This window comes from Rhodococcus sp. DMU1 (genome assembly GCF_012272955.1).
GTDB lineage: Bacteria > Actinomycetota > Actinomycetes > Mycobacteriales > Mycobacteriaceae > Rhodococcus > Rhodococcus aetherivorans.
This window is the reverse complement of the sequence record NZ_CP050952.1, coordinates 3,535,196-3,561,583: the sequence shown is the minus strand read 5'-3', so window position 1 is coordinate 3,561,583 and position 26,388 is coordinate 3,535,196. Positions and strand designations below refer to the sequence as shown.

Sequence of the window (26,388 nt, the reverse complement as noted above, 5' to 3'; positions counted from 1 at the left end):
CGGGCCTCATTGCCGTCGCACCCAGTCGAGCAGGCCCGGGATCGCCGCCTCGATCTGCCGCCGGACCAGTTCGAACTCGTGCCGGTCGCCGTAGTACGGATCCGGTACCGACTCGCCCTCGGCGTCCGGGTCGAAGCTGCGCAGCAGCACCCGGCGCTCGGCGGGCACCCCGAGCTGCGCGAGCACCCGGTCGTGGCCGGTGTCCAGTGCGACCACCAGATCGGCGGCGAGCTGCTCGTCGGTCACGCGCCGGGCGCAGTGCCCGGTCGGGTAGCCGTGCCGCCGCAACAGGTCCGTGGTGCGTGGATCCGCGTCCTCGCCGGCGTGCCAGTCGCCGGTGCCGGCGCTGGTGACCCGCACGCGCTCGGCGAGACCGGCCCGGCGGAGGTGCTCGGCGAAGATCTTCTCGGCCATCGGCGACCGGCAGATGTTGCCGGTGCACACGAACGTCACGTGCAGGCGCTCAGCGGTCACCGGTCAGCACCCTCGTCAGTTCGTCGACGCTCGCCGTGGACCGGTGGGCGACGGCCGCCTCGTCGTCGGCGCCGTACCCCCACTCGACGAACACCGTCGGAATACCCCACCGCGCCGCGCCCGTCACGTCGTGCTCGCGGTCGCCGACCATGACCACGCCCGCGGTGCCGCCGTCCTCCGCGGCGACCGGGTCCACCCCGAGCGAGGCCAGACTGTGCGCGATCACGTCCGACTTCGCCCGCCGGCTCCCGTCGTCGCTCGCGCCGCCGATGAACTCGAAGTGGGCGGCCAGCCCGAAGTGCTCGAGGATGCGGACGGCGAAGCCCTGGTTCTTCGACGTCGCGACGGCGAGCCGGCTCCCGGCGTCGCGCACCCGCTCGAGCATCGCCGCCACCCCGTCGAACACGGAGTTCTCCGCCCAGCCGCGCGCGTCGTAGCGCTCGACGTACGCGGTCAGCGCCCGATCCACCTGCTGTTCGTCGAGACCGAGCCCGCGCAGTGTGTCGATCATCGGCGGACCGAGGACCCGCTGTGGCTCGTCGTGCGCCGGTTCCGGAACGCCCACCGTGGCGAGCGCATGCCGGAACCCGTCGAGCACGCCCGCCGCCGAGTCCGTGAGGGTGCCGTCGAGGTCGAACAGCACGACGGGCGCGGGCAGCAGCAGTGGATGCAGGTCGGCGAGAGTCGTCACGTCCCCATTGTCCCGGCTCCCGGCGAAGCCCGCCGCGTAGGGTCTCGGGCAGCACCCGGGAGACGACGAAGGAGGAGCGGTGACGGCGGTGACGCTGCGCGAGGTGATCGACGTGCTCGAGACGGCCTATCCGCCGTCGCTGGCCGAGTCGTGGGACTCCGTCGGGCTGGTCGCCGGTGATCCCTCCGAGCCCGTGAGCAGGGTCCTGCTCGCGGTCGACGCGACCGCCGCCGTCGTCGACGAAGCCCTGGCCTGGGGTGCGCAGTTGCTCCTCGTGCACCACCCGCTGCTGCTGCGCGGCGTCGACACCGTCGGCGCGCACACCCCGAAGGGCGCCCTGATCCACCGGCTCATCCGAGGCGGCTGCGCGCTGTTCACCGCCCACACCAACGCCGACCGTGCCGACCCGGGCGTGTCCGATGCGCTGGCACAGGCGCTCGGCCTGACCGGCCTGCGGCCGATCGAACCCAAGCCCGAACCGGCGGTCGACAAGTGGGTGGTCCTCGTGCCCGCCGACTCGGCCGAGACGCTGCGCGCCGCCCTGTTCGACGCCGGTGCGGGCCGGCTCGGGAACTACCGCGAGTGCTCCTGGACCACCTCCGGGACCGGACAGTTCCGTCCCGAGGCCGGGGCGGATCCGGCGGTCGGCACCGTCGGCGAACTCGAACGCCTGGCCGAGGACCGCATCGAGGTCGTGGCCCCGCGATCGGTGCGCGGCCGGGTGCTTGCTGCCCTGCGCGCGGCGCACCCGTACGAGGAACCCGCGTTCGACGTGCTCGAACTCGCCGCTCTGCCCGGCTCCCGAGGTCTCGGCCGGGTCGGAGAACTCCCGGCGCCGCAGACGCTGCGCGAGTTCACCGAGCGGGTCGCGGCCGCACTGCCGGCCACCGAGTGGGGGGTGCGCGGTGCCGGCGACCCCGACCGGATGATCCGCACCGTTGCGGTGTGCGGCGGCTCCGGCGACTCCTTCCTCGGCACCGTCGGCCGGCTCGGCGTCGATGCCTACGTCACCGCGGACCTGCGGCACCATCCCGCCGACGAGCACCTGCGCGCCGGCGGCCCCGCGCTTGTCGACGTCGCGCACTGGGCCAGCGAGTACCCGTGGTGCGCCCAGGCGAAGGGTGTGCTCGACGACGTGTTCGCCGACCGCGACGGCTGGTCGACCCGCGTCAGCGCGCTGCGCACCGATCCCTGGACCACCGCAGCCCGGTAGGTCCGGGTTCCCCGTGACCGGCCGCGCGGTACGGTAGGCAGCTACCACCCCCCCTTGATCTCGTCGCCGAAAGCAGGAACCCGCCGAGTGAACGTCGAACCCGCCGTGCAGTCCAAGCTCCTGGCCCTCGCCGCTGTGGACACCGAGGTGACCCGCCTGGCGCACCGGCGCCGCACCCTGCCCGAACAGCAGGAGGTCGAGCGGCTCGAGGCGGAACGCACCGCGCGCCGGGACGCCGCCGTCGCTGTCGAGATCATCCTCGACGACCTCGACCGCGACATTCGCAAGCTCGAGGGGGAGGTCGAGGCGGTCCGCCAGCGGGAGGATCGCGACCGCAAGCTCCTCGCCGCCGGCGGCGTGGGCGCCAAGCAGCTGTCCGAACTCCAGCACGAGCTGACCAGCCTCGAACGCCGGCAGGCCCTGCTCGAGGACGAGCTGCTCGAGGTCATGGAACGCCGGGAGGCATCCAAGGCCGATCACGACCACGCCGGCGCGCGGTTGTCGAGCGTCGACGAGGAACTCGCCGACGCGGTCCGCCTGCGCGACGAGACGCTCGCCGACATCGAGGTCGCCGAGCAGCGGTGCCTGAGCGACCGCGCGGCACTCGTGGAGGCCTTCCCGGCCGAGCTGGTCGACCAGTACGAGGCGCAGCGGACGAAGACGGGCATCGGCGCGGCCCTGCTGCAGGCGCGCCGGTGCGGCGCATGCCGCCTCGAGCTCGACCGCGGCGAGATCGCTCGCATCGCCGCCGCCGCCCCCGAGACCCTCGTACGTTGCCCCGAGTGCAACGCGATCCTGGTGCGTACCAAGGAATCCGGGATTTGAGCCGGGTAGTTGTCGAGGCCGACGGCGGCTCGCGCGGCAACCCGGGCCCCGCCGGCTACGGTGCGGTGGTCTTCGGCGCCGACCATGAGGCGGTGCTGGCCGAGCGCAGCGCGAGCATCGGCCGCGCCACCAACAACGTGGCCGAATACCAGGGCCTGATCGCCGGATTGACCGCCGCCGCCGAACTCGGGGCCGACGAGGTCGACGTCCGGATGGATTCCAAGCTCGTCGTCGAGCAGATGTCGGGCCGATGGAAGATCAAGCACCCGGACATGATTCCGCTCGCCGCCCGCGCCCGCGAGCTGGCCCGGGGATTCTCGCGGGTCGAGTTCACCTGGGTGCCACGCGCGGAGAACGCCTACGCCGACCGGCTCGCCAACGAGGCGATGGACGCCGCCGCGTCGGTTGCTTCGGGTTCCGAATCTGCTTCTCCCACACCGGAATCGGCGGCCCCACCGGTGAAATCGCCCGGCTGGACCGGCGCTGTCGGCACGCCCACCCGGATGCTGCTGCTGCGGCACGGGCAGACCCCGCTGTCGGTGGAGCGCCGCTACTCCGGCCGCGGCAACCCGCCGCTGACGGAACTGGGCCGTGCGCAGGCCCGCGCGGCCGCGCGTCGCATCGGCGAGCGCGGCAACGTCGCCGCGGTGGTGTCGTCGCCGCTCGGGCGGGCCCGGGAGACCGCCGATGCCGCGGCGTCGGCGCTCGGTCTGCCCGTGACGGTGCACGAGGGCCTCATCGAGACCGACTTCGGCAAGTGGGAGGGGCTGACCTTCCTCGAGGCGGCGCAGCGCGATCCCGATCTGCACCGGCGCTGGCTGGGGGACACGTCGGTGCGCCCGCCGGGTGGGGAGAGCTTCGACGAGGTCCGCGGCCGTCTCGCCACCGTCCGCGACGATCTGGTCGCGGAGTACGGCGGGGCGAACGTGCTCGTCGTCTCCCACGTCACGCCGATCAAGACACTGCTGCAGATGGCGCTCGACGCGGGGCCGTCGCTGCTGTACCGCCTGCACCTGGACCTCGCGTCGCTGAGCATCGCCGAGTTCTATCCCGACGGCGGCGCGGCCGTGCGGCTGGTCAACGACACGTCGCACCTGTAGGCGCCGTCGGCGCCGGTGTGTCTTTCGGGCTGCGCCCACCGCCCGAAGGACACACCGCCGGCAGCGTCCCGGCCGCTCACACCTGGAGTTTTCGGAGCGTGCGCAGGTTCCGCGTCGTGGTCACCGCCTTGTAGCGCGGATTGCCGGTGTTCCGGCCGAAGGCGCTCTTGACCGTCTGCCCGCGCTCGACGTCCCAGTAGAGGACGCCGTTGCCCCGGGCGACGCGTTCGACCGCCGGGTCGAGACCCTCCGCCGTCGCCGCCAGTTCGTCCAGAACCGCGGGATCGGCGACGAACACCGCGTACGCGTGCCGGCCGTCACGCTCCTCGAACGGGTAGGCGTCGACGATCGCCGCGACGGCCGCCTGATCGTGGACGAACACGAACGCCTCGTACCCGAATCGATCACGCAGGGCCGCCTCGATCCGGGCCTTCGCTTCGGCGGTGTCGGCGGTGTCGGCATCGAACACCACGTTGCCCGAAGCGAGCACGGTGCGGACGTTGCCGAAACCGAGCCCGGCGAACACGTCCTTCAGATCCGCCATCGCGATGGTGATGCCACCGACGTTGATTCCCCGCAGCAGGGCCGCATATCTCGCCATGGCGGTACCGTAGTTCGCATTCGAGACAGGTGAGGCAGTACCCTGATCGACGCGGACGAGTTGGCCGGGCGACCGCGGCTCAGGGAACCGGCACCGTGGCGGTGCCAGGCCCTGGATCGAGGAAAGTCCGGACTCCACAGAGCAGGGCGGTTGCTAACGGCAACCCGAGGTGACTCGCGGGACAGTGCCACAGAGAACAGACCGCCCACCCCTCGGGGTGGGTAAGGGTGAAACGGTGCGGTAAGAGCGCACCAGCGCCCCGGGTGACCGGGGCGGCTCGGTAAACCCCGCCCGGAGCAAGGTTGAAGGCCGCACCGACTCGTTCGGTGCGGCTGCGCAGGTGTCCGAGGGCTGCTCGCCCGAGCCTGCGGGTGAACCGCTCGAGGTACCCGGCGACGGTGTGCCCAGATGGATGGTCGCCACCCCGCCTCGGCGGGGTACAGGATCCGGCTTACAGGCCGGCTCGTCCGCCCACCCGGCTCAGATCGGGGCGACGACCAGCAGGTGCGCCCAGTAGGAGGCGGCCTCGTGCCCCAGGTAGGGGAGCAGGAAGTCGTAGAGCAGGTACGACATGCGGTGCCTTTCGAGTCGTCGAGCGGGGACCAGGGGCCGACGGTACCAGCCGCGCCGCGCGTGCGGGTTACCCCGAAACTCGGCGTCGGTTGGGGCAGACTGGGAGTCATGAGCGACGAGGGCTGGTACTACGACGTCCACACCGGAAAGGTCAGCCAGGGAAAGGACCCCAGTGCGCTGAACCGCATGGGGCCGTATCCGGACCGCGCCACCGCCGAACGGGCACTCGAGATCGCGGCCGAGCGCAACAAGGCCGCGGACGAGGCCGACGAGGAGTGGAACCGCTGAGCGGTTCCCCAGCACGGTGACGAACACCCGCATCGTCGTCGCGCCCGCGATCGACTTCGGTGCCGTCCGCGCCGAGTTCGCGCTCGACGACAGTTATCCCCTGGCCGCCGTCGCCGAGGCCGAGGCCGCGGTCGACCGCTGGTCCGCCGCGCGGGTGGACCGCACGGATCTGCCCCTGGTGACCATCGATCCGCCGGGCTCGATGGATCTCGACCAGGCGCTGCACCTCGAGCGCACCGTCGACGGCTTCGTCCTGCACTACGCGATCGCCGACGTCGCGGCCGTCGTCGCACCCGACGGCGCGCTCGACCGCGAGAGCCGGCGCCGCGGACAGACCTACTATCTGCCCGACGGGTCGGTCCCGCTGCACCCCCGGCCGTTGTCCGAGGATTCGGCCAGCCTCCTCCCCGGCCGCGTGCGTCCGGCGGCGCTGTGGCGCATCGTTCTCGACGACGCCGCCGAGCCCGTGGACGTGAGCGTGCGGCGCGCACTGGTCCGGTCCGTCGCCCGGTTCGATTACGCCGGAGTGCAGGCCGGCGTCGACGCCGGGGTCGTGCACCCGTCGATCGCGGCACTATCCGAGTTCGGCCGGCTCCGCGAGGCCGCGGCCCGCGCACGCGGCGCGATCGAACTGCGCCTGCCCGAGCAGGACGTGGTCGCCGACGGGAACGGCTGGCGGCTGACCACCCAGCCGCGCACCGAGGTCGACGACTGGAACTCCCACGTGTCGCTGCTGACCGGGATGTGTGCGGCGCGACTGATGCTCGACGCGCGGATCGGGCTGCTGCGGACCCTGCCGCCGGCCGCTCCCGAGGCCGTGGCGCAACTGCGGCGCACCGCCTCCGCCCTGGGAGTGCCGTGGCCGGACCAGGTGCCGGTGGGTACCTTCCTGGCCGGCCTCGACGTGAACCTGCCCGGCACCCTGGTGCTGATGAGCGAGGCCCCGGCGCTGCTGCGCGGCGCGTCGTACGTGGCGTTCGACGGTGCGATTCCGGAGCAGCCGGGACACGGGGCGATCGGTGCGCCGTACGCACACGTCACCGCGCCGCTGCGGCGGCTGGCCGACCGGTTCGTGACGGAGGTGTGCCTGGCGCTCTGCGCGGGCACCGACGTGCCGGACCCGGTGCGCGCCGTGCTCCCGGAGCTTCCCGAGACGATGTCCGGCTCCGACGCGCTCGCCGGGAAGGTGACCCGTGCGTGCATCGAACTCACCGAGGCGACGGTCCTCGCCCCGCACGTGGGGGAGTCGTTCGAGGCGACGGTCCTGCGTGCGGCGAACGGCCGCCGGGACGCCGAGGTGTTCGTGCCCGACGCCACCGTGATCGCCCCGTGCGCCGGCGAGCCGAAGGAGGGCAGCCGGATCCGGATCCGGCTGACGCACGCCGACCCGCGGGCCCGGAAGGTGCGGTTTGCGTACCCGGCGTGACGTCGCTGCCGGGCGGGAGCGGCGGCCATGAACGCGTCCCGACCGCCGCGCCGGCCGCGGGGCCTGCTCGTCGGCCTCGCCGTCCTCACGACGGTGCTTGTGGTCCTGGCGGTGCTGGTGTTCCGCGTGGCACCGAGCCGGTATCTGCCCTGGGACACCGCCGACTTCCCGGACGTGGACACGTCGGCGTTGACGCTCCCGCAGGCGCGGATCGTGGAGTTGCTCGAGGACGAACACCGGACGCAGCGGCCCGGGACGTTCTACTCCGAGGGCGCCGAGGAGCCCTGGTGCGCGAACTTCGTCAGCTGGATCATGCGGGAAGCGGATCGGCCGCTGGCCAATCCGCATTCCGGGCACTGGCGGATCCCCGGCGTGTACACCCTGCAGGAGTACTACGAGTCGGTCGGACGATTCGAACCGGCCGGCGACGGGTACCGGCCGGCGGTGGGCGACGTGGTGCTGTACGAGAACGAGCTGTGGGTCGGCCAGCACACCAACATCGTCGTCGCGGTCGACGGCGACACCGCGACGACGGTCGGCGGCAACGAACTCGGCCGCATCCGCGTCCACACCGTCGACGTCACGTCCGACTCGGCGGTCGTCGGGTTCGGCCGCCTCGGGTGAGGATCAGCGGAAGCGGTCGGTCGCCTCGAGCAGGTGATGGGTGATGCCGGGCTCGTTCGCGGCGTGCCCGGCGTCGTCGACGACGACGAGTTCCGAGCCGGACCACGCCTTGTGCAGTTCCCACGCGCTCGTCGCGGGGCAGACCACGTCGTAGCGACCCTGCACGATCACGCCGGGGATGGTGCGCAGCCGTCCGGCGTCGCGCAGCAGCTGCCCCTCCTCGAGGAAGCCACGGTTGCGGAAGTAGTGGTTCTCGATGCGCGCGAACGCCAGAGCGAAACGCGGTTCCGACGTCTCCACGATCCGTTCCGGGGTGGGCAGCAGGGCGCTGGTCGCCCCCTCCCACGTCGACCACGCCACGGCGGCCCGCAGCGCGACGTCGGGGTCGGGCGAATGCAGCAGCCGGTGGTACGTGTCGACGGGATGCTCACCGTCCGGCGCCCCGGCCAGCGGCTCCAGGAAACGCTCCCACAGCTCGGGGAACAGTTGTCCGGCGCCACCGTTGTAATACCAGTCGATCTCGCTGCTGCGCAGCAGGAAGATGCCGCGCAGCACCAGCTCGGTGACCCGGTGCGGGTGGCGCTGCGCATAGGCCAGGGCCAGCGTCGACCCCCACGAGCCGCCGAACACCTGCCAGCGGCCGATCCCCAGACGTCGCCGCAGGGTCTCGATGTCGGTGAGCAGATACTCGGTGGTGTTGGCGGACAGATCCGCGCCCTCGGCGACGTGCGGCACCGACCGACCGCAGCCGCGCTGATCGAACAGCACGATCCGGTACGCCTCCGGATCGAAGAACTGCCGGTGGGCGGGCATGGTGCCGCCGCCCGGACCGCCGTGCAGGAACACCACCGGCTTGCCGGCGGGATTCCCGCTGACCTCCCAGTAGATGCGCTGGCCGTCGCCGACGTCGAGCAGGCCCTGCTCGTACGGCTCGATCGGCGGGTACGGCCGCCGCAACGGCATCAGAAGCCGACCAGCGCGGAGGCGAGGGTCGGGATCTGCAGGGCCTCGAGCGCCTGGCTGCGCACCTCCGGACACTGGGCCGAGGCGATCGTGTCGACACGGTCACGGTCCTGGGCGAGCGCCAGCATGTCGATCCCGTTGCGGGCCGCCCACTCGCCGACCAGCAGGTTCAAGCCGGGCTTGCTCATGGACGGGGTGTAGGTCCGCCAGCTCTGCAGCTGGGCCTCCATCTGCGAGCACAGCTCGGCGGCCTGGGCCTCGGTGACCCCACCGGGCAGCGCGCTCGGCTCGGCCGCCGCGCCGGTGCCGGTCGTCGGCTGCGTCGACGCGGTGGTCGAGCCGGTGGGGGCGGGCTGACCGCCGGACGCGCACCCGCCCAGGGCGGCGATCGTCGCACCGGCGACGGCAACGGCGAGCAGTGTGCGACGGGGACGAATCATGTGGGGTGCACCTCGCGGGTCGGTAAGGCCCGGGCCTACGGGTGAGCGGAACCTCCGGCCGGACCGGCCGCAGGTTCCCCTCGTCCTGCCGGATCAGAAGGAATGCTCGGGACCGGGGAACGTCCCGGCCGCCACCTCTGCAGCATATTCGGCCGCGGCGCGGCGCAACTCGTCGCCCACGCTGCCGAACTTCTTGACGAACTTCGCGGTCTTGCCGCTGGTGTAGCCGGCCATGTCCTGCCACACGAGGACCTGGGCGTCACACTCGTTGCCGGCACCGATCCCGACCGTGGGGATGGTCAGCTTGCGGGTGACCTGGCCGGCGATGTCGGCGGGCACCATCTCCATGACCACGGAGAAGGCGCCGGCCTCCTGCACGGCGATGGCGTCGGCGATGAGCTGTTCGGCGCCGTCGCCGCGGCCCTGCACGCGGAATCCGCCGAGGCTGTTGACCGACTGCGGGGTGAACCCGACGTGGGCCTGGACGGGGATGCCGGCGGCGGCGATCGCGGCGATCTGCGCGGCGACCCGCTCGCCGCCCTCGAGCTTGACGGCGTGGGCGCCGCCCTCCTTCATGAAGCGGATGGCGGTGGCGAGAGCCTGCTCGGGCGACGCCTCGTAGGTGCCGAACGGCAGGTCGGCGATCACCAGGGCGTGCGGCGCGCCGCGCACCACGCCGCGCACCAGCGGGAGCATTTCGTCGACCGTGACCGGCACGGTGGTGTCGTAGCCGTAGACGACGTTGGCGGCGGAGTCGCCCACGAGCAGCACCGGGATGCCGGCCTCCTCGAAGATGCGGGCGCTCGAGTAGTCGTACGCCGTCAGTTCGGCCCAGCGACGGCCCTCGGCCTTCATGGCCTGCAGGTGATGGACCCGCGTCTTGCGCCGAGGGGCGGCGGACGGGGCGGAGCCGCCGTAGAGGGCAGCGGTGGATTCGGACATCAGAGGTCCCTTTCTGCCTCGAGGCCCGTGCGGGTCCCCGGGTTGGGTGATGACGGTCTCAGTCTGCCACCGGCTCCATTCGGGCAGTAGCGGCGCCGGCGGTGCGATTGGTCACATCCGCCGGATGCGGCGGCGGGCCGGACCCGAACCGGCCGCGTCGGCGCGGATGCTGCCCGTGGCACCATCGCTGGGTGTCGTCCCCTTCTCTCCGCGTCCCGGCGCGCGCCGTCGCGCTGACCGCCGCGGTGCTGCTCGCCGCCGGCTGCAGCACCACGACCGAGACCGCGCCGCCGCGGACGTCGCCGATCGGCGCCCCGGCCGGCCTCGAGCAGTTCTACGCGCAGCAGGTGCAGTGGGGGTCCTGCCGGGACTACGGCCCCGACGCCGAGCAACTGCCCCGCGGCGTGCAGTGCGCGCGGATCACGGTGCCGCTGGACTACGACGACCCGAACGGGGAGACGATCACGGTGGCGATCTCCCGCTCGCCCGCGTCCGGGCAGCGGATCGGCTCGCTGCTCGTCAATCCCGGCGGGCCGGGTGCGGCCGGGATCGGGCTCGCCACCGTTGCCGACGGCACCGAGTTGACCGACCGGTTCGACATGATCGGATTCGATCCCCGCGGCGTCGGGGCCTCCGAGCCCGCAGTGCGCTGCCGCACCGACGCCGAGGCGGACGCCGACCGCGCGTCCGACGACGGCGACATGAGCCCCGAGGGCATCGCGCGGACGGAACAGCGGCACCGCGACTATGCCGACGCCTGCGCGCAGCGCGCCGAGACCGGCCTGCTCGCCCACGTGGGCACCCGCGAGGTCGTGCGCGACATCGACGTGCTCCGCTCCGTCCTCGGCGACGAGAAACTGAACTACCTCGGGTTCTCGTACGGCACCCGGATCGGCACGCTCTATGCGGAGACCTTCCCCGACCGGGTGCGGACGATGGTGCTCGACGGTGCGCTCGACCCCGAGCAGGACCCCCTCGACGAGGTCCTGCTGCAGGCGGCCGGATTCCAGACGGCGTTCGACGCGTTTGCGGCGGACTGCGCCCGCCACGACGACTGTGCCCTCGGCACCGACCCGGCCGCGGCGGTGGGCCGGTTCCGGGCCCTGGTGGACCCGCTGATCGCGGCGCCCGCGGAGACCACGGATCCGCGCGGCCTGAGCCACCGGGACGCGATCACGGGGGTGCAGCAGGGTCTGTACTCGCCGCGGCTGTGGGGCTCGCTGCGGGCGGGGCTCGCGGCGCTGACCGAGGGCCGGGGCGACACGTTGCTGCTGCTCGCCGACCTGTACGAGGGACGCGGCGACGACGGCACCTACACCAACTCCACCGACGCCTTCAACGCGATCCGGTGCGTGGACGACCCGCCGGTGACGGACGCGGCCGTCGCGGCCGAGGCCGACCGGCTGTACCGGCAGGCCGCGCCGTTCCTCGACGACGGCCGCGCGAGCGGCGCCGCGCCGCGGGATCTGTGCGCCTTCTGGCCGGTGCCGCACACCGGTGAGCCGCACACCCCGGACGTGCCGGGCCTGCCGACCGTGCTCGTCGTCTCCACCACCGAGGATCCCGCAACGCCGTACCAGGCGGGGGTGGACCTCGCGCGGCAACTCGGCGGCGCACTCGTCACCTTCACGGGTACCCAGCACACCGTCGTGCTCGACGGCGAGGCCTGCGTCGACGACCCGGTGATCAGGTATTTCGTGACCGGGCAGGCGCCGGCGGCGGACCCGCGGTGCTGACGGCGCGACGATGTGAGCGACACGCCGGGGCCACAACCCGCGGATGTAACACGGATTTAACGCACTGTGCCTAGTCTCGGCCGTATGGATCGCCAGAAGGAGTTCGTGCTCCGCACCCTCGAAGAGCGCGACATTCGGTTCGTGCGCTTGTGGTTCACCGACGTGGTCGGAACGCTCAAGTCCGTGGCGATCGCCCCGGCCGAACTCGAAGGAGCCTTCGAGGAGGGCATCGGGTTCGACGGCTCGGCCATCGAGGGATTCTCCCGCATCTCCGAGGCCGACATGGTCGCCCGGCCGGACGCCTCGACCTTCCAGGTGCTGCCGTGGGCCGACAGCAAGGGTCAGCAGTACTCGGCCCGCATGTTCTGCGACATCACGATGCCCGACGGCACCCCCAGCTGGGCCGATCCGCGGCACGTGCTGCGCCGCCAGCTCAACAAGGCATCCGACCTCGGCTTCAGCTGCTATGTGCACCCCGAGATCGAGTTCTTCCTCGTCGAGAACGGTGAACCGGGCGCGCCGCCCGTGCCGGCCGACGACGGCGGCTACTTCGACCAGTCGGTGCACCGCTCGGCCCCGAACTTCCGCCGCCACGCCATCGACGCGCTCGAGTCGATGGGCATCTCCGTCGAGTTCAGCCACCACGAGACCGCGCCTGGTCAGCAGGAGATCGACCTGCGCTACGCCGACGCGCTGTCCATGGCCGACAACGTGATGACCTTCCGCTACGTGGTCAAGGAGATCGCGATGTCGGAGGGCGTGCGCGCGACGTTCATGCCCAAGCCGTTCCGCGAGCACGCGGGGTCGGCCATGCACACCCACATGAGCCTGTTCGAGGGGGAGAACAACGCCTTCCACGATCCCGACGATCCGCTGCAGCTCTCGGCCACCGGCAAGGCCTTCATCGCCGGGGTGCTCGAGCACGCCAACGAGATCAGTGCCGTGACCAACCAGTGGGTCAACTCCTACAAGCGCATCGTGCACGGCGGCGAGGCGCCCACCGCGGCCTGCTGGGGCCCGTCCAACCGCTCCGCTCTGGTGCGGGTGCCGATGTACACGCCGAGCAAGGCGTCCTCGCGCCGGGTGGAGATCCGCACGCCCGACTCGGCCTGCAACCCGTACCTGACGTTCGCGGTGCTCCTCGCCGCCGGCCTGCGCGGCATCGAGAAGGGCTACGAGCTCGCCCCCGAGGCCGAGGACGACGTGTGGGCGCTGACCTCCGCGGAGCGGCGCGCCATGGGGTACCGGGAGCTGCCGACCGACCTCGACATCGCCCTGCGCGAGATGGAGAAGTCGGAACTGGTGGCCGAGGCGCTCGGCGAGCACGTGTTCAACTTCTTCCTCCGCAACAAGTGGACGGAGTGGGAGAACTACCGCAGCCAGGTCACCCCGTACGAACTGGATCAGTACCTGGGCTTGTAACCCCTGCCGGCCGCGGCCGCACGAGGGCGTCGCCGCGGACCGGACGGTCGACGACGACGAAGAGGTGAGGTCCGTGCCCACTCGGGCGGTAGTGTCCCGCGCCGGAGCGACGGTGGCGGCATGGTGAGACCGCCGACGGCGCGTTCGGCGATACCGAGCGCCGGTCGGCTCGGCCTCCTCGCCCCGACCGCACCCGACGAGCTCCGGCAGCTCGGCTGGACCGACACCGACAGCACCGAACTGCTGTGGGCCCTCTCCCGCGCACCCGACGCGGACCTCGCCCTGCGCACCCTTGCCCGGCTGCACGACGCGCTCGGCGACGGCTGGGCCGAACTCGACGCGGCGCTGCGCACCGACAAGGGGCTGCGCGGCCGGTTGTTCGGCCTGTTCGGCGGGTCGTCCGCCCTGGGCGACCACATCGTGGCCCACCCGGATCGGTGGCGGGGCCTCGCCGGGGCGCTGCAGCTGCCCGACCGGCGGACCCTCACCGATCGGATGCTCGGCTACGTCGAGGCCGAACCCGAGGCCGGGACGGGAGACAACCGTCTGATCTACCGGGCGACGATCACCGGTCCGGCGGCCGTGGCTGCGCTGCGCACCGGCTATCGCGACCAGCTGGCGCTGCTCGCGGCCGCCGATCTCGCGGCCGTCGTCGAGAACGAACCGGTCCTGCCGTACCTCGAGGTGGGGCAGCGGCTCGCGGACCTCGCCGACGCGGCCCTGACGGCGGCCCTGGCGGTGGCCGTCGCCAGCGTCGTCCCGGACGGTCCCTGCCCCGTCGACCTGGCCGTCATCGCGATGGGCAAGTGCGGGGCCCGCGAGCTCAACTACGTCAGCGACGTCGACGTCGTGTTCGTCGCCGAGCCGGCCGACGCCCGCGCCGGCCGCATCGCCGGGGAGATGATGCGGATCGGCACCTCGGCGTTCTTCGAGGTCGATGCCGCGCTGCGTCCCGAGGGCAAGCGCGGCGCACTGGTCCGCACCCTGGACTCGCACGTCGCGTACTACCAGCGCTGGGCCAAGACGTGGGAGTTCCAGGCACTGCTCAAGGCCCGGCCCATGACCGGCGACCTCGACCTCGGTCGCCGCTACGTCGAGGCGCTCAGCCCCATGGTGTGGACGGCCTCCGAGCGGGAGGCGTTCGTGCCCGAGGTGCAGGCGATGCGCCGGCGCGTCGAGGAACTCGTGCCCGCCGAGCTGCGCGAGCGGGAACTCAAGCTGGGCCGGGGCAGCCTGCGCGACGTGGAGTTCGCGGTGCAGTTGCTGCAGCTGGTGCACGGCCGCGCCGACGAGGCGCTGCGCGTACCGAACACCGTGCAGGCGCTGTCCGCCCTCGCCGACGGGGGCTATGTCGGGCGCGACGACGCCGCGAACCTGCGGGCCTCCTACGAGTTCCTGCGGCTGCTCGAGCACCGCCTGCAGCTGCAGCGGCTCAAACGCACCCACACGCTGCCGCCCCCGGAGGACCGGGAGGCGATGCGCTGGCTCGCCCGCGCCGCGCACATGCGCCCCGACGGACGGCACGACGCGCTCGGGGTGCTCGAGTCGGAGATCAAGCGCAACTCGGCGCGGGTGCGCAAGCTGCACGCGAAGCTGTTCTACCGGCCTCTGCTCGAGTCGGTGGCCCGGGTGGACAAGGAGGCGCTGCGGCTGTCGCCCGACGCCGCGGTCCGGCAGCTCGCCGCGCTCGGCTACAGCGCACCGGAGAACGCGCTCGGCCACCTGACGGCACTGTCCGGCGGTGCCTCCCGCAAGGCCCGCATCCAGGCGCTGCTGCTGCCGCAACTGCTCGAGGCGCTGGGGGAGACGAGCGACCCCGACGCCGGGCTGCTCGCCTACCGCCGCCTGTCCGAGGCGCTCGTCGACCGGGTGTGGTTCCTGCGGACGCTGCGCGACGAGCCGTCCGTCGCGGACCGGCTCATGACCGTGCTCGGGTCCTCCGCCTACGTGTCCAACCTGTTGTTGCGGGCCCCGGACGTCATCCGGCTCTACGCCGACGGCGCCGGCGGGCCCCGGCTCCTCGAACCGCGGCCCGACGAGGTCGCCAAGGCCATCGTCACCTCCTCGGCCCGCTACGACGCCCCCGACAAGGCGATCAACGCGGCCCGGTCGCTGCGCCGGGCCGAACTCGCCCGCGTCGCGAGCGCCGACATCCTCGGGATGCTGGACGTACCGCAGGTGTGCCGCGCACTGTCCGCGGTGTGGGCGGCGGTGCTCGAGGCTGCCCTGGCCGCGGTGATCAAGGCGTCCGAGCAGGAGGACGGGCCGGCGCCGGCGCGGCTCGCGGTGATCGGCATGGGGCGTCTGGGCGGTGGCGAACTGGGCTACGGGTCCGACGCCGACGTGCTGTTCGTCTGCGAGCCGAACCCCGGGGCGGACGAAACCGCCGCGGTGAAGTGGGCGAACCAGGTCGCCGAGCGGGTGCGCACCCTGCTCGGCGCGCCGAGCACGGATCCGCCGCTCGAGGTCGACACCGGCCTGCGCCCCGAGGGGCGCAGCGGACCCATGGTGCGCACCCTCGCGTCCTATCAGGCGTACTACGCCCAGTGGGCGCAGACCTGGGAGGTGCAGGCGCTGCTGCGGGCCGACGCCGTCGCCGGCGACGCGGAGCTCGGACTGCAGTTCCTGCACATGATCGACGCCACCCGGTACCCGGCCGGCGGCGTGTCGGACGACGCGGTGCGCGAGATCCGGCGGATCAAGGCCCGGGTCGACTCGGAGCGGTTGCCGCGCGGTGCCGACCCCGCCACCCACACCAAGCTGGGCCGCGGTGGCCTGGCCGACATCGAGTGGACCGTGCAGCTGCTGCAGCTGCAGCACGCGCACCACATCGAGTCGCTGCACAACACCTCGACGCTCGAGACGCTCGATGCGATCGGCGCCGCAGAACTGCTCAGCAGCGCGGACGTCGCACTGCTGCGCGACGCGTGGCTCACCGCCACCCGCGCCCGCAACGCGCTCGTGCTGGTGCGCGGCAAGCGAACCGACCAGCTGCCGGGCCCGGGCAAGCTGCTGTCGGCGGTCGCCCAGGTCGCCGGCTGGTCGGGTGGTGACGCCTCCGAGTTCCTCGACCACTATCTGCGGGTCACTCGACGTGCCCGGGGGGTCGTGGAGCGGGTGTTCGGGACGTGAGGCCCCGACCTCCCGTGGAACCAGCTCAGGACTTCATCGTGACCACTGCCCCGATTCCCCCGACCGTCGACGATCTCGCCGCCGCCCTCGACGCTCTCCGCGCCCGGGTGCCGCTGGTGCAGTCGCTCACCAACGTCGTCTCCGCCAACTTCCTGACCAACGTCCTGCTCGCCGCCGGCGCGAGCAACGCCCACATCGACAACGTCCACGAGGCCGCCGGATTCGCCCGCATCGCCGGGGGCGTGCTGATCAACCTCGGCACCCCCGACGACGGGACGGCGGCGGCGTTCACCCTGGCCGCCGAGGCCGCCCGCGACGCGGGCACCCCGTGGGTGCTCGATCCCGTCGGCGTGGGGGGCCTCCCGTGGCGCACCGGCCTGGCCGCGGATCTGCTCCCGTTCCGTCCGACGGCGATCCGCGGCAACGCCTCCGAGGTCATCGCGCTGGCCGGTCTGGGTGGCGACACCCGCGGCGTCGACAGCTCCGACGACCCCGCCGCCGCGGTGCCGGCCGCGCTGGCGCTGCTGGCCCACGCCGACGCGGTGTCCGCCTCCGGTCCCGTGGACCACCTCGTCGGCCGCGACGCCGCCGGTGCGACGACCGGCCTGCGCATCGGTGGCGGCAGTGCCCTGCTCCCGCGCGTGACCTCCACCGGCTGCGCGCTCGGTGCCCTCGCTGCGGCATACCTCGCCGTCGCCCCCACGGCGCTGATCGGACTCGCCGCCGCGCACGCCCACGTCGCGGTGGCCGCGGAGATCGCCGACGGGAACGCCACGGGCCCGGGCTCCTTCGCCGTCGCGTTCCTCGACGCCCTGTACTCGGTGAACGCGGACGTCCTCCGGCTCCGTGCCCGCGTCGAGCCGTTGGACATCCCGGCGCAGGCGTGAGGGCCGATCGCCCCCGGACGTCGGGTGCCACCAGGGGGTGATTCCCCTGCGGGACTGGATAATTCGGGCAAGGCGCTCGATGCGTGCCCGGTGAGGGTGCGGGAGAACGCGTTCGGCGAGGCGATTCCGCCGGATCGGTTGGGCGCATGCGGCACCGCCGTGCATCCCCCCGGGTCGCGAGGGGCGCACGGTGGTTCGCGAAGCGAGAGGTCAGCGGCAGACTACGACGAGGCCGACGCCCAACCACACCTGCCGTTCGACACGATCGAACTCGTCGTCGTCGTGGTCGTACACGTAGTCGACTTCGGTGCGATAGCCGCGATCCCGTTGTTCGGTGACGCGGCACTCGCCGGACAGATTGCCGGCGCGGTTGGTGATCCGGTACGGGATGCCTTCCGCGTCCAGGAGGGCGATCGCCTGTTGTTCGCTGAGGCCGACGACATCGGGCGCGGGTTGCGCTGCGGCGATGCCGGATCCGAGAAGGAGGGTGGCGGCGGCCGCGCACAGGGCGGCCGGGAGGGTGGTGCGCATGACAACGTCCTTTCGGGAACGATGTCGCGATGGAGTGAATCCGGTGGGGGACACCCGTTCCGCCCGGGCATGCCGGTGAGCGGGGTCCGTCAGATGTGGTCTATCGGCGCGGTCGGGAGGACGGGACCGGGCGGCGGCGCGCGGCCCCGCGGCACGGACGACGGTCCGGCCGTGGACGACAGTGCCCCGGCATGGCGGGGTACGCAAGCTTTCATCGGCAGTTCCCCAGGCGCTCCGGCCCGGAACCGGCCGGCGCCACTTCAGGGTACTCCCGGCTCCTGACAAATCCGGCAGAACTGGCAGCCTCGGCGGAACGGCTTCGGTGGCCGTGCCCTCGGCATCGGTGCCCCCAGGCATCGGTGTCCCCGGCATCGGTGTCCACGGCCCCGATCTGCCCATCGAACGGAACCGCGCACGAAGCCGGTGTCGGACCCCGGAGCGAGGGCGGACGGGCCGGTCCGCTACGGCGCATCGAGCCGGCCGGGTCCGCGTCGCCGGTGGTGCGACACCCGCCCGCTGATCACGGTGACCATTTGTCGAGTGTGTCGCGGGTCACATTTGAACATTATGATTCGCTGAAAACTTGTGTGTTGACGAAATCAATCAGCTATGTCGATCATTGCTGCACCAGTTGATGTGACTTGAGCGACGCTGCACAACACATGTCGCAGCAAAGGAACGGTGGTGTGCGATGACCGAGACCGCGGTCCGCGAAATCGAGCGTCTTCCCTACGACCTGGACGACCGGTACCGCTCCGGCTCGGGCACGGTGCTGCTCACCGGCGTCCAGGCGATCGCCCGGCAGCTCGTCGAGCAGCACGTGCGCGACATCCGCGACGGACGTCGCGTGGCCACGTTCGTCTCCGGGTACCCCGGCAGCCCCCTCGGCGGCCTCGACAAGCTGCTGCACGGCATGCCGAAGGTTCTCGCCGAGCACGACATCACCTTCGTGCCCGGCTTCAACGAGGAACTCGCCGCGACGTCCGTGTGGGGGAGTCAGGGCCGGCTCGGGGCGGGCACGCCCACCCACGATGCTGTCGTCGGTGTCTGGTACGGCAAGGGCCCCGGTCTGGACCGGGCCACCGACGCGCTGCGGCACGCCAACATGTACGGCGTCGACCCGAACGGCGGCGTGCTGCTGATGGTCGGCGACGACCCGGCATCGAAGTCGTCGACCGTGCCCGCGGTGAGCGAACGGTCCCTCGCGGCCCTCGGCATCCCGGTGCTCTTCCCCCGCAACGCCGCCGAGATCGTCTCGATGGGCCTGCACGGGGTCGCGCTGTCGCGCGCCTCGGGCTGCCTCGTCGCGCTCAAGATCGTCGCGGACGTCGCCGACGGCGCGTGGTCCGTCGACGGCTCGGTCGCGGACCTGCGCATCACGGTTCCCGAGATCGATTGGGAGGGAAAGCCGTTCGTCTACCGTCAGCGTCCGATGGCTGCGCCGAGCGACAGCGTGATCGCCGAGGCCGACCTGTACGGGCCGCGCTGGGCGATGGTCCACGCCTACGGGAAGGCCAACGGGCTGGACGTCGTGGAGGTCGACCCCCCGCACGCCCGGATCGGGCTGGCCGCCACCGGCACCACGTTCGACGCGCTGCGGCAGGCGCTGCTCGACCTCGGGGTGACCGACGCCGACCTGCATCGCGCCGGGATCCGGCTGCTGCGCATCGGCATGCCGTACCCGATCGGCCCCGACCTGGTCCGCGAATTCGCTTCCGGCCTCGACCAACTCGTCGTCGTCGAGGACAAGACCGCGTTCGTCGAAACCCAGATCCGCGAGATCCTCTACGGCACCGACGCCCCGCCGCGCATCGTCGGCAAGAAGGACGCCGACGGCCGCCCGCTGATGCCCGTCGACGGCGAACTGACCGCCGGCCGGATCCGCGGGCCGCTGCGCCGGGTACTGCGCGGCCACGTGGACCTCGGACCCGCGCCGCTCCCGTCGCTGCCCCTGGAGGTGCTGTCGGCCAAGCGCACCCCGTACTTCTGCAGCGGCTGCCCGCACAACCGCTCCACCGCCCTGCCGGAGGGCTCGATCGGCGGCGGCGGCATCGGCTGCCACGCGCTCGTCACGATGTCCGGCCGCGCCGACAGCGCCGTCACCGGGCTGACTCAGATGGGCGGCGAGGGCGCGCAGTGGATCGGCCAGGCACCGTTCACCGACATCCCGCACATGTTCCAGAACCTCGGCGACGGAACGTATTTCCATTCCGGCCAGCTCGCCGTGCAGGCGTGCGTCGCGGCCGGGGTGAACATCACCTTCAAGCTGCTCTACAACGACGTCGTCGCGATGACCGGGGCGCAGGACGCCGAGGGCGCGTTGACGATTCCCGCGCTCACCCACAAGCTCACCACCGAGGGGGTGCGGCGGATCATCGTCTGCTCCGACGAACCGAAGCGGCACCGCAAGCGCTCCCTCGCCCGCGGCGTGACGGTCTGGCACCGCGACCGGCTCGACGAGGCGCAGCGGCTGCTGCGCGAGGTCCCGGGCGTCACCGTGCTCATCTACGACCAGCACTGCGCGGCCGATGCGCGGCGGCAGCGCAAGCGCGGCACCCTGCCCGCCCGCACCACGCGCGTGGTGATCAACGAGGCGGTGTGCGAGGGCTGCGGCGACTGCGGCGTCAAGAGCAACTGCCTGTCGGTGCAGCCGGTCGACACCGAGTTCGGGTCCAAGACCCGCATCGACCAGACGTCGTGCAACACCGACTACTCCTGCCTCGACGGGGAGTGCCCGTCGTTCGTGACGGTCGAGGTCGCGCCCGGACGCACGCCGCAGCGCCGCACCGTCCCGGTGCCCCCGGCCGTGCCCGACCCCGATCCCGGCTCCGCGGTGGGCACCCGCAACATCTTCCTCGCCGGCATCGGTGGCACCGGCATCGTCACCGTCAACCAGGTGCTCGCGACCGCCGCGCTGCGCGCCGGCTTCGACGTCGAATCCCTGGACCAGATCGGTATGAGCCAGAAGGCCGGCCCGGTGGTCTCGCACCTACGGTTCGCCGCCGACGGTCTCGAACCCGGCAACCGGGTGGCCACCGGCGGGGCGTCGTGCCTGCTGGCGCTGGACCTGCTCACCGCGGCGGATGCGAAGAACCTCGCCTACGCCGATCCTGCCACGACCGTCGCGGTGGCCTCGACGAGCCGCACCCCCACCGGGGACATGGTGTACGACAGGTCGATCCGCCACCCCGACGAACAGGAGCTGCTGTCCCGGCTGGACGCGGCGACCCGCCGGTCGGCCTCGTTCGACGCTCTCGCCGCCGCACAGGCACTGTTCGGCGACACCGCCGCCGCGAACTTCCTGATCGTCGGCGCCGCCCATCAACTCGGCGGCCTGCAGATCCCCGCCGAGTCCGTCGAGGAGGCGATCGAGATCAACGGTGTCGCGGTGGCGGCGAACATCGCGGCGTTCCGGTGGGGCCGCGTGGCGATCGCCGACCCCGGCGCGTTCGCGGCCGCAACCGAACCGGCCCGCCCGCAGCCGAAGGTCACCGTCGCCCCGGACGCCCTGTTCGCGGACACCACCCTCGACGGCGAGGTGCTGCGGCTCGTGCGGGTGCGTGCCGCCGCGCTCATCGACTTCCAGGGCGAACGCCTCGCCGCCCGCTACATCGACCGGGTGCAGTCCGTGTGGGCGGCCGAACGCCGTGTCACCGACCGCACCGACCTCAGCGAGGCCGTCGCGCGCGGGCTGTTCAAGTTCACCGCCTACAAGGACGAGTACGAGGTCGCGCGACTGCTCGTCGACCCCACGTTCCTCGACGAGGTACGCGCTCAGGTGCCCGGCGGTGAGCAGCTGACCTACCGGCTGCACCCGCCGGTCCTGCGGGCGCTCGGCCGCACCAAGAAGATCGGGTTCGGACCGAAGTCGCACGCGGCGCTGCGGATCCTGGCCAAGGGCAGGCGCCTGCGCGGCACCCGCCTCGATCCGTTCGGTTACGCGCACGTCCGGAAGGTCGAGCGCGCCCTGCTCGCGCACTACACGGCCACGGTCGATCGCCTCGCCGCCGACCTCGATGCCGCCACCTACGACCGCGCCGTGCAGGTCGCGGCTCTGCCGGACACGGTCCGCGGCTACGAGGACGTCAAGCTGCGCTCCGTCGAGCAGTACCGCGCGCGGCTCGCCGAGCTCGGCGTCGAGATCGACTTCTGAGCCGCCACCGATTCTCGACATCCCGAGTACATTCTTCCGGAAAGGAACCCATCACGTGACCACCTCGACCCTCGCCCGTTCGGCCACCTCCGACGCCCCCGCCGGTGTCTTCGGCCGATCCCGGTGCCTGTCCGACCGCCCACACGAGCAGGTCGTCTTCTGTCAGGACGCCGCGACCGGCTTGCGCGCGATCGTCGCGATCCACTCCACCGCGCTCGGGCCCGCGCTCGGCGGCACCCGCTTCTACCCGTACGCCGACGAGGCCCGGGCGCTCGAGGACGTGCTGCGGCTGTCGTGGGGCATGACCTACAAGGCCGCGGTCGCGGGCGTGAACCTCGGCGGCGGCAAGGCCGTCATCCTCGGTGACCCCGCCACGGACAAGAGCGAGGCGCTGCTCGCCGCGTACGGACGGTTCGTCGAGTCCCTCGGTGGCCGCTACATCACCGCCGCCGACGTCGGTACCCACGCCGGCGACCTGGACGTGATCGGCCGCCAGACCTCGCACGCGGTGGGACGCACTCCCGCGGCCGGCGGATCCGGGGACAGCTCGCCGCTCACCGCGCTCGGCGTGTTCCAGGCGATGCGCGCCGGAGCCGAGCATGTCTGGGGAACAACGACTCTCGCCGGCCGCACCGTGGGTGTCGAGGGGCTCGGGAAGGTGGGCTACGAACTGGTGGGGCTGCTCACCGCGGACGGCGCCGACGTGGTGGTCTCGGATGTGAACCCGGTGGCTCTCGCCCGGGTGGCCGCCGAGTTCCCGGCGGCACGGGTCGCCGACGGCGTCGTCGCGGCGCCGCTGGATGTGTACGCACCGTGTGCCCTGGGGGGAACGCTGACCCCGTCGACCGCCGGGGTGCTCGGTGCGCGTCTGGTGTGCGGTGCGGCGAACAACCAGCTGGCCCGCCCGGAGGTCGAGGACATCCTGCGCGACCGCGGCATCACGTGGGTGCCGGACTACGTCGCCAACGCCGGCGGCCTGATCCAGGTCGCGGGGGAGGTCGACGGATCCGACCCGACCGTCGTCCGGTCCCGGGTGGACGCGATCTTCGACCGCACGGCCGAGATCTTCGAGATGTCGCGGACCCTGGACATCGGGCCCGGCGCGGCCGCGAACCGGGTCGCCGAGCGGCGTATCGACGCCGCCTGACGGGCGGTACGGCGAGGGGGAGGCACCGCGGTGCCTCCCCCTTCTCGCGTACCCGGAGACCGATGTCCCTCGACGCCGGTCCCTCAACGCCGGTCCCTCAGTGCCGGTCGCTCACCGGCGCGGAGCGCCCGTGCCCGGAGTCGCGGGTGAGGTGTTCGAGCAGGGGCTGCGTCCGGTACGGCACCGGCGTCGTCAGCGCCAGCGTGGTCGTGGTGTGCGCGACGCCCTCGATCGCATGGATTCGTTCGAGCTGCAGGAGCAGATCCTCCTGCGACTGCGCCGCCATCCGGATCAGCAGGTCCTCCCGGCCCGTCGTCGCGTGCACCTCGAGCACCTCGGGGAACCGCTCGAGCTCCGCGATGACGTGACCCATCCGGGCCTGCACCAGTTCTGCGCCGATGAACGCCTGCAGCGGCAGGCCGAGCTTCGGCAGATCCACCACCGGCCGGTATCCCGTCACGGCGCCGGACTCCTCGAGCTTCCGGATCCGCGACTGGACGGTGTTGCGCGCGACGCCGAGCTTCGCTGCCAGATCGACGATGCCGGCCCGCGGGTTGTGGGTGAGCTCGGCGAGAAGAGCCGCGTCGAGCCGATCGAAACTGAGCACGGTGACACCCTTTCCGTTGTGATGCGCATCACATTTGAGCATTGTGAATAGCTGGTGCGGAAGATATTGACACGAATTGTGACAGTGCCATGATTGCTGCACTGAATTGCTCACGCAATCCCGCTCTGCGGCACCACAATGCGTCGCCTGCGAGTGTCACGCCCCCGGTCGCCCACGAGGTCCGGCGGGCCCACAATCCCATCCCGAGGAGCACACCATGCCCGGAGTCGGCATCTGGCGCACCAAATCCGTCGAACAGTCGATCGCGGACACCGACGAACCCTGTTCGCGGCTGCGAAGAGAGCTGACCGCCAAAGACCTGACCGTGTTCGGCGTCGCCGTGGTGATCGGCGCCGGCATCTTCACCCTCACCGCACGCACCGCGGGCAACGTCGCCGGCCCGTCGATCTCGCTGGCATTCGTGCTCGCCGCGATCACGTGTGGTCTCGCTGCCCTGTGTTACGCCGAATTCGCGTCGACCGTCCCCGTCGCCGGCAGCGCCTACACCTTCTCGTACGCCACCTTCGGTGAGTTCGTCGCCTGGATCATCGGCTGGGACCTGATCCTCGAGTTCGCGCTCGCCTCCGCCGTCGTCGCCAAGGGCTGGTCGCTGTACCTCGGTGGCATGCTCGGCGGCAGCGGGCACACCACGATGCATCTCGGGCCGCTTGCGGTCGACTGGGGGGCGCTGCTCATCGTCGGCGCGATCACGGTCGTGCTCGTCGTCGGCACCAAGGTGTCCTCGCGGGTGTCGGCCGTCGTCACCGCCATCAAGGTTGCGGTCGTCCTGCTGGTCATCGTGGTCGGCGTCTTCTACATCGACAAGAGCAACTACTCGCCCTACATCCCGCCGGCCGAGGGGGCGCAGAGCACCGCGAGCGGCGTGCACCAGTCGCTGTTCTCGGCGCTCACCGGAGCCGACGGCAGCAGCTACGGATGGTACGGCCTGCTCGCCGCCGCGAGCCTGGTGTTCTTCGCATTCATCGGATTCGACGTGGTCGCCACCACCGCGGAGGAGACGAAGAACCCGCAGAAGGCGCTGCCGCGCGGCATCTTCGCCTCGCTCGCCATCGTCACGGTCCTCTACGTGGGCGTCACGCTGGTGCTGACCGGCATGGTGAAGTACACCGACCTGCGGACGGGCAGCGCGCTCGTCGGCGACGGCAGCGCCACGCTGGCCACCGCGTTCGAGGCACACGGCATCACGTGGGCGCAGATGGCGATCAACGTCGGCGGCCTCGCCGGCCTCACCACGGTCGTGATGGTGATGATGCTCGGCCAGACCCGCGTGCTGTTCGCGATGTCCCGGGACGGGCTGATGCCGCGGCAGCTGGCCACGACGGGCCGTAAGGGCACCCCGGTACGCATCACCCTGCTGGTCGGCGGCATCGTCGCCGTCCTCGCCGCGGTGTTCCCGATGGGTGTGCTCGAGGAGATGGTCAACATCGGCACGCTGTTCGCCTTCGTGCTGGTGTGCATCGGCGTGATGGTGCTCCGCCGGACCCGCCCCGACCTGCCGCGCGGGTTCCGGGTGCCGCTCGTGCCGCTGGTGCCGATCCTCGCGGTCCTCGCGTGCGGCTGGCTGATGCTCAACCTGTCCGTCGAGACGTGGATGCGGTTCGTGGCCTGGATGGCCCTGGGCGTGGTGATCTACTTCGTCTACGGTCGGCGCAAGTCGGTGCTCGGGCAGCGGCTGCGGGCCGAGGCGGCCGAGCGGGCGGAGACGCCGCAGGTCGTCCGCGAGCCCGAGCCGGTCTAGCGCGGCGATCGGCCGCGGCCCCGGAGCGACCGCTCCGGGGCCGCGGCCGTGCGACGGCGTGCGATCGGCACCGGCGGGCGCACCGGGATCGCCGGTCCGGGCCGGTTCCCGTCACGCGCTGTCGTCTCGGACGCCGCCGGAGGAGGCGCGTGCCGCGGTCGGGCACTGGGCGAGGATCGCGGCGCCCATCCAGCGTCGGAGATAGCGCCGCAGCTCGTCGTCGCTCCGCGGGGGGTTGCCGGGGGAGACGAAGAACGACTGCATCGTGCGCAGCACGTATTCGACGAGTTCGTGGAGTGCCGCGTCGTCGTACCCGTAGCGCTCCCAGTCGACGTCGAAACGCTTGATCATCGTCATCCCGAACTCGCGTGCCTCTTCGGAGGTGAGGCCGTCGGGATGGACGTTCGAGTACGTGCCCGTGAGCAGGATGCCCAGATGCGGCGTCCGGCGTACCTCGGCCAGGGTGTAGACCACGCCTTCGGTCATCGCGTCGACGGGATCCTCGATGCCGCGGATGTGCCGGGTCAGTCGAGCGAGGAATCCGTCGACCGATGCGATCGCCGCGGCCCGCATCAGTGCATCCGCGCTGGGGAAGTAGCGGTACACCGTCTGGCGGATGACGCCCAGCGACTCCGCGACATCGGCGATGCTGATGACGGAACCCGTACGCCCGATCAGATCGACTGCAGCGGAGACGATCCGGCGGGACGCTTCGTCGTCGTTCTCCGGTGGGCTGCCGCCCCACCCGCGTCTCCGTGCCACTGCTCCGCTTCCTCGGATCGCACCGCATCCGGAACGGCGGGCCCTCCGCATGGTGGGGCCTGTCGGCCGTCCGCTCGAACGACCGACGGTAG

The 26,388-nt window shown here is 71.9% G+C and carries 22 protein-coding genes and 1 other RNA gene; 14 read left to right on the top strand and 9 right to left on the bottom strand.

What is annotated here, in order from left to right:
• Positions 1-6 precede the first annotated feature (6 nt).
• Positions 7-474: a low molecular weight protein-tyrosine-phosphatase gene (locus HFP48_RS16330; RefSeq protein WP_043800863.1), complete on the bottom strand. Its 468-nt coding sequence runs from the start codon at positions 472-474 to the stop codon at positions 7-9.
• Positions 464-1,165 (bottom strand): HAD hydrolase-like protein, encoded by a 702-nt coding sequence (locus tag HFP48_RS16325; RefSeq protein WP_006947703.1) that lies wholly within the window; start codon positions 1,163-1,165, stop codon positions 464-466. The genes HFP48_RS16330 and HFP48_RS16325 overlap by 11 nt, the downstream gene beginning before the upstream one ends.
• 79 nt (positions 1,166-1,244) lie before the next feature.
• On the opposite strand from HFP48_RS16325, the gene HFP48_RS16320 reads away from it, so the two are divergent.
• The 3 genes from HFP48_RS16320 to HFP48_RS16310 all read left to right on the top strand — a co-directional run bounded on the left by HFP48_RS16320 (position 1,245) and on the right by HFP48_RS16310 (position 4,303).
• Positions 1,245-2,378, top strand: coding sequence for a Nif3-like dinuclear metal center hexameric protein (locus tag HFP48_RS16320; RefSeq protein ID WP_006947706.1), 1,134 nt, complete (start codon positions 1,245-1,247; stop codon positions 2,376-2,378).
• An 87-nt stretch (positions 2,379-2,465) separates the two neighbouring features.
• Entirely contained in the window at positions 2,466-3,203 is a 738-nt protein-coding gene (locus tag HFP48_RS16315) for a C4-type zinc ribbon domain-containing protein (protein ID WP_065922471.1), read from the top strand.
• Complete coding sequence (locus HFP48_RS16310) at positions 3,200-4,303, top strand: bifunctional RNase H/acid phosphatase (RefSeq protein ID WP_006947709.1); 1,104 nt, start codon at positions 3,200-3,202, stop codon at positions 4,301-4,303. Before HFP48_RS16315 ends, HFP48_RS16310 begins: the two co-directional genes overlap by 4 nt.
• A gap of 76 nt (positions 4,304-4,379) precedes the next feature.
• Here the strand turns inward: HFP48_RS16310 and HFP48_RS16305 are convergent, their stop codons facing one another.
• Positions 4,380-4,904: a DUF1697 domain-containing protein gene (locus HFP48_RS16305; protein WP_065922472.1), complete on the bottom strand. Its 525-nt coding sequence runs from the start codon at positions 4,902-4,904 to the stop codon at positions 4,380-4,382.
• A 56-nt stretch (positions 4,905-4,960) separates the two neighbouring features.
• On the opposite strand from HFP48_RS16305, the gene rnpB reads away from it, so the two are divergent.
• The 4 genes from rnpB (at position 4,961) to HFP48_RS16285 (ending at position 7,815) form a co-directional block, all read left to right on the top strand.
• Positions 4,961-5,374, top strand: an RNA gene (rnpB, locus tag HFP48_RS16300) — RNase P RNA component class A.
• A 211-nt stretch (positions 5,375-5,585) separates the two neighbouring features.
• A complete protein-coding gene (locus tag HFP48_RS16295; protein WP_006947711.1) occupies positions 5,586-5,765 on the top strand; it encodes a hypothetical protein in 180 nt (59 codons plus the stop codon).
• 16 nt (positions 5,766-5,781) lie between these two features.
• Positions 5,782-7,191, top strand: coding sequence for an RNB domain-containing ribonuclease (locus tag HFP48_RS16290; RefSeq protein ID WP_065922473.1), 1,410 nt, complete (start codon positions 5,782-5,784; stop codon positions 7,189-7,191).
• Between the two features lie 27 nt (positions 7,192-7,218).
• Entirely contained in the window at positions 7,219-7,815 is a 597-nt protein-coding gene (locus tag HFP48_RS16285; RefSeq protein WP_006947713.1) for a CHAP domain-containing protein, read from the top strand.
• A gap of 3 nt (positions 7,816-7,818) precedes the next feature.
• On the opposite strand, the gene pip is transcribed toward HFP48_RS16285, so the two are convergent.
• From pip to panB, 3 genes are all read right to left on the bottom strand, one after another.
• Positions 7,819-8,778, bottom strand: a complete 960-nt coding sequence (gene pip, locus HFP48_RS16280; protein WP_006947714.1) for a prolyl aminopeptidase — start codon at positions 8,776-8,778, stop codon at positions 7,819-7,821.
• Entirely contained in the window at positions 8,778-9,218 is a 441-nt protein-coding gene (locus HFP48_RS16275) for a hypothetical protein (RefSeq protein WP_006947721.1), read from the bottom strand. The genes pip and HFP48_RS16275 overlap by 1 nt, the downstream gene beginning before the upstream one ends.
• 93 nt (positions 9,219-9,311) lie before the next feature.
• Positions 9,312-10,160, bottom strand: coding sequence for a 3-methyl-2-oxobutanoate hydroxymethyltransferase (gene panB / locus HFP48_RS16270; protein WP_006947723.1), 849 nt, complete (start codon positions 10,158-10,160; stop codon positions 9,312-9,314).
• Between the two features lie 191 nt (positions 10,161-10,351).
• Here panB and HFP48_RS16265 point away from each other — a divergent pair, with 191 nt between their 5' ends.
• The 4 genes from HFP48_RS16265 to thiM all read left to right on the top strand — a co-directional run bounded on the left by HFP48_RS16265 (position 10,352) and on the right by thiM (position 17,337).
• Complete coding sequence (locus tag HFP48_RS16265; protein ID WP_168579759.1) at positions 10,352-11,896, top strand: alpha/beta hydrolase; 1,545 nt, start codon at positions 10,352-10,354, stop codon at positions 11,894-11,896.
• Positions 11,897-11,980: 84 nt separating this feature from the next.
• Positions 11,981-13,318, top strand: coding sequence for a glutamine synthetase family protein (locus HFP48_RS16260; protein ID WP_029544266.1), 1,338 nt, complete (start codon positions 11,981-11,983; stop codon positions 13,316-13,318).
• Between the two features lie 120 nt (positions 13,319-13,438).
• Positions 13,439-16,450 carry a bifunctional [glutamine synthetase] adenylyltransferase/[glutamine synthetase]-adenylyl-L-tyrosine phosphorylase gene (locus HFP48_RS16255; protein WP_029544264.1) on the top strand — a complete coding sequence of 1,004 codons (3,012 nt, stop codon included), beginning with the start codon at positions 13,439-13,441 and terminating at the stop codon, positions 16,448-16,450.
• Positions 16,451-16,488: 38 nt separating this feature from the next.
• Entirely contained in the window at positions 16,489-17,337 is an 849-nt protein-coding gene (gene thiM, locus HFP48_RS16250) for a hydroxyethylthiazole kinase (protein ID WP_006947730.1), read from the top strand.
• 210 nt (positions 17,338-17,547) lie between these two features.
• Here thiM and HFP48_RS16245 read toward each other — a convergent pair whose 3' ends face one another.
• Positions 17,548-17,868 carry a PASTA domain-containing protein gene (locus HFP48_RS16245; RefSeq protein ID WP_006947731.1) on the bottom strand — a complete coding sequence of 107 codons (321 nt, stop codon included), beginning with the start codon at positions 17,866-17,868 and terminating at the stop codon, positions 17,548-17,550.
• 691 nt (positions 17,869-18,559) lie between these two features.
• On the opposite strand from HFP48_RS16245, the gene HFP48_RS16240 reads away from it, so the two are divergent.
• Together HFP48_RS16240 and HFP48_RS16235 are read left to right on the top strand one after the other, a co-directional pair.
• Complete coding sequence (locus HFP48_RS16240) at positions 18,560-22,021, top strand: indolepyruvate ferredoxin oxidoreductase family protein (protein ID WP_168579758.1); 3,462 nt, start codon at positions 18,560-18,562, stop codon at positions 22,019-22,021.
• Between the two features lie 55 nt (positions 22,022-22,076).
• Positions 22,077-23,168 (top strand): Glu/Leu/Phe/Val dehydrogenase dimerization domain-containing protein, encoded by a 1,092-nt coding sequence (locus HFP48_RS16235; protein ID WP_029544260.1) that lies wholly within the window; start codon positions 22,077-22,079, stop codon positions 23,166-23,168.
• Between the two features lie 97 nt (positions 23,169-23,265).
• Here the strand turns inward: HFP48_RS16235 and HFP48_RS16230 are convergent, their stop codons facing one another.
• Entirely contained in the window at positions 23,266-23,775 is a 510-nt protein-coding gene (locus HFP48_RS16230; RefSeq protein ID WP_006947744.1) for an Lrp/AsnC family transcriptional regulator, read from the bottom strand.
• A gap of 217 nt (positions 23,776-23,992) precedes the next feature.
• Between HFP48_RS16230 and HFP48_RS16225 the strand changes: the two genes are divergently transcribed.
• Positions 23,993-25,534, top strand: coding sequence for an amino acid permease (locus HFP48_RS16225; protein WP_006947747.1), 1,542 nt, complete (start codon positions 23,993-23,995; stop codon positions 25,532-25,534).
• 111 nt (positions 25,535-25,645) lie between these two features.
• On the opposite strand, the gene HFP48_RS16220 is transcribed toward HFP48_RS16225, so the two are convergent.
• Positions 25,646-26,296 carry a TetR/AcrR family transcriptional regulator gene (locus tag HFP48_RS16220; protein WP_006947757.1) on the bottom strand — a complete coding sequence of 217 codons (651 nt, stop codon included), beginning with the start codon at positions 26,294-26,296 and terminating at the stop codon, positions 25,646-25,648.
• Positions 26,297-26,388: the final 92 nt, after the last annotated feature.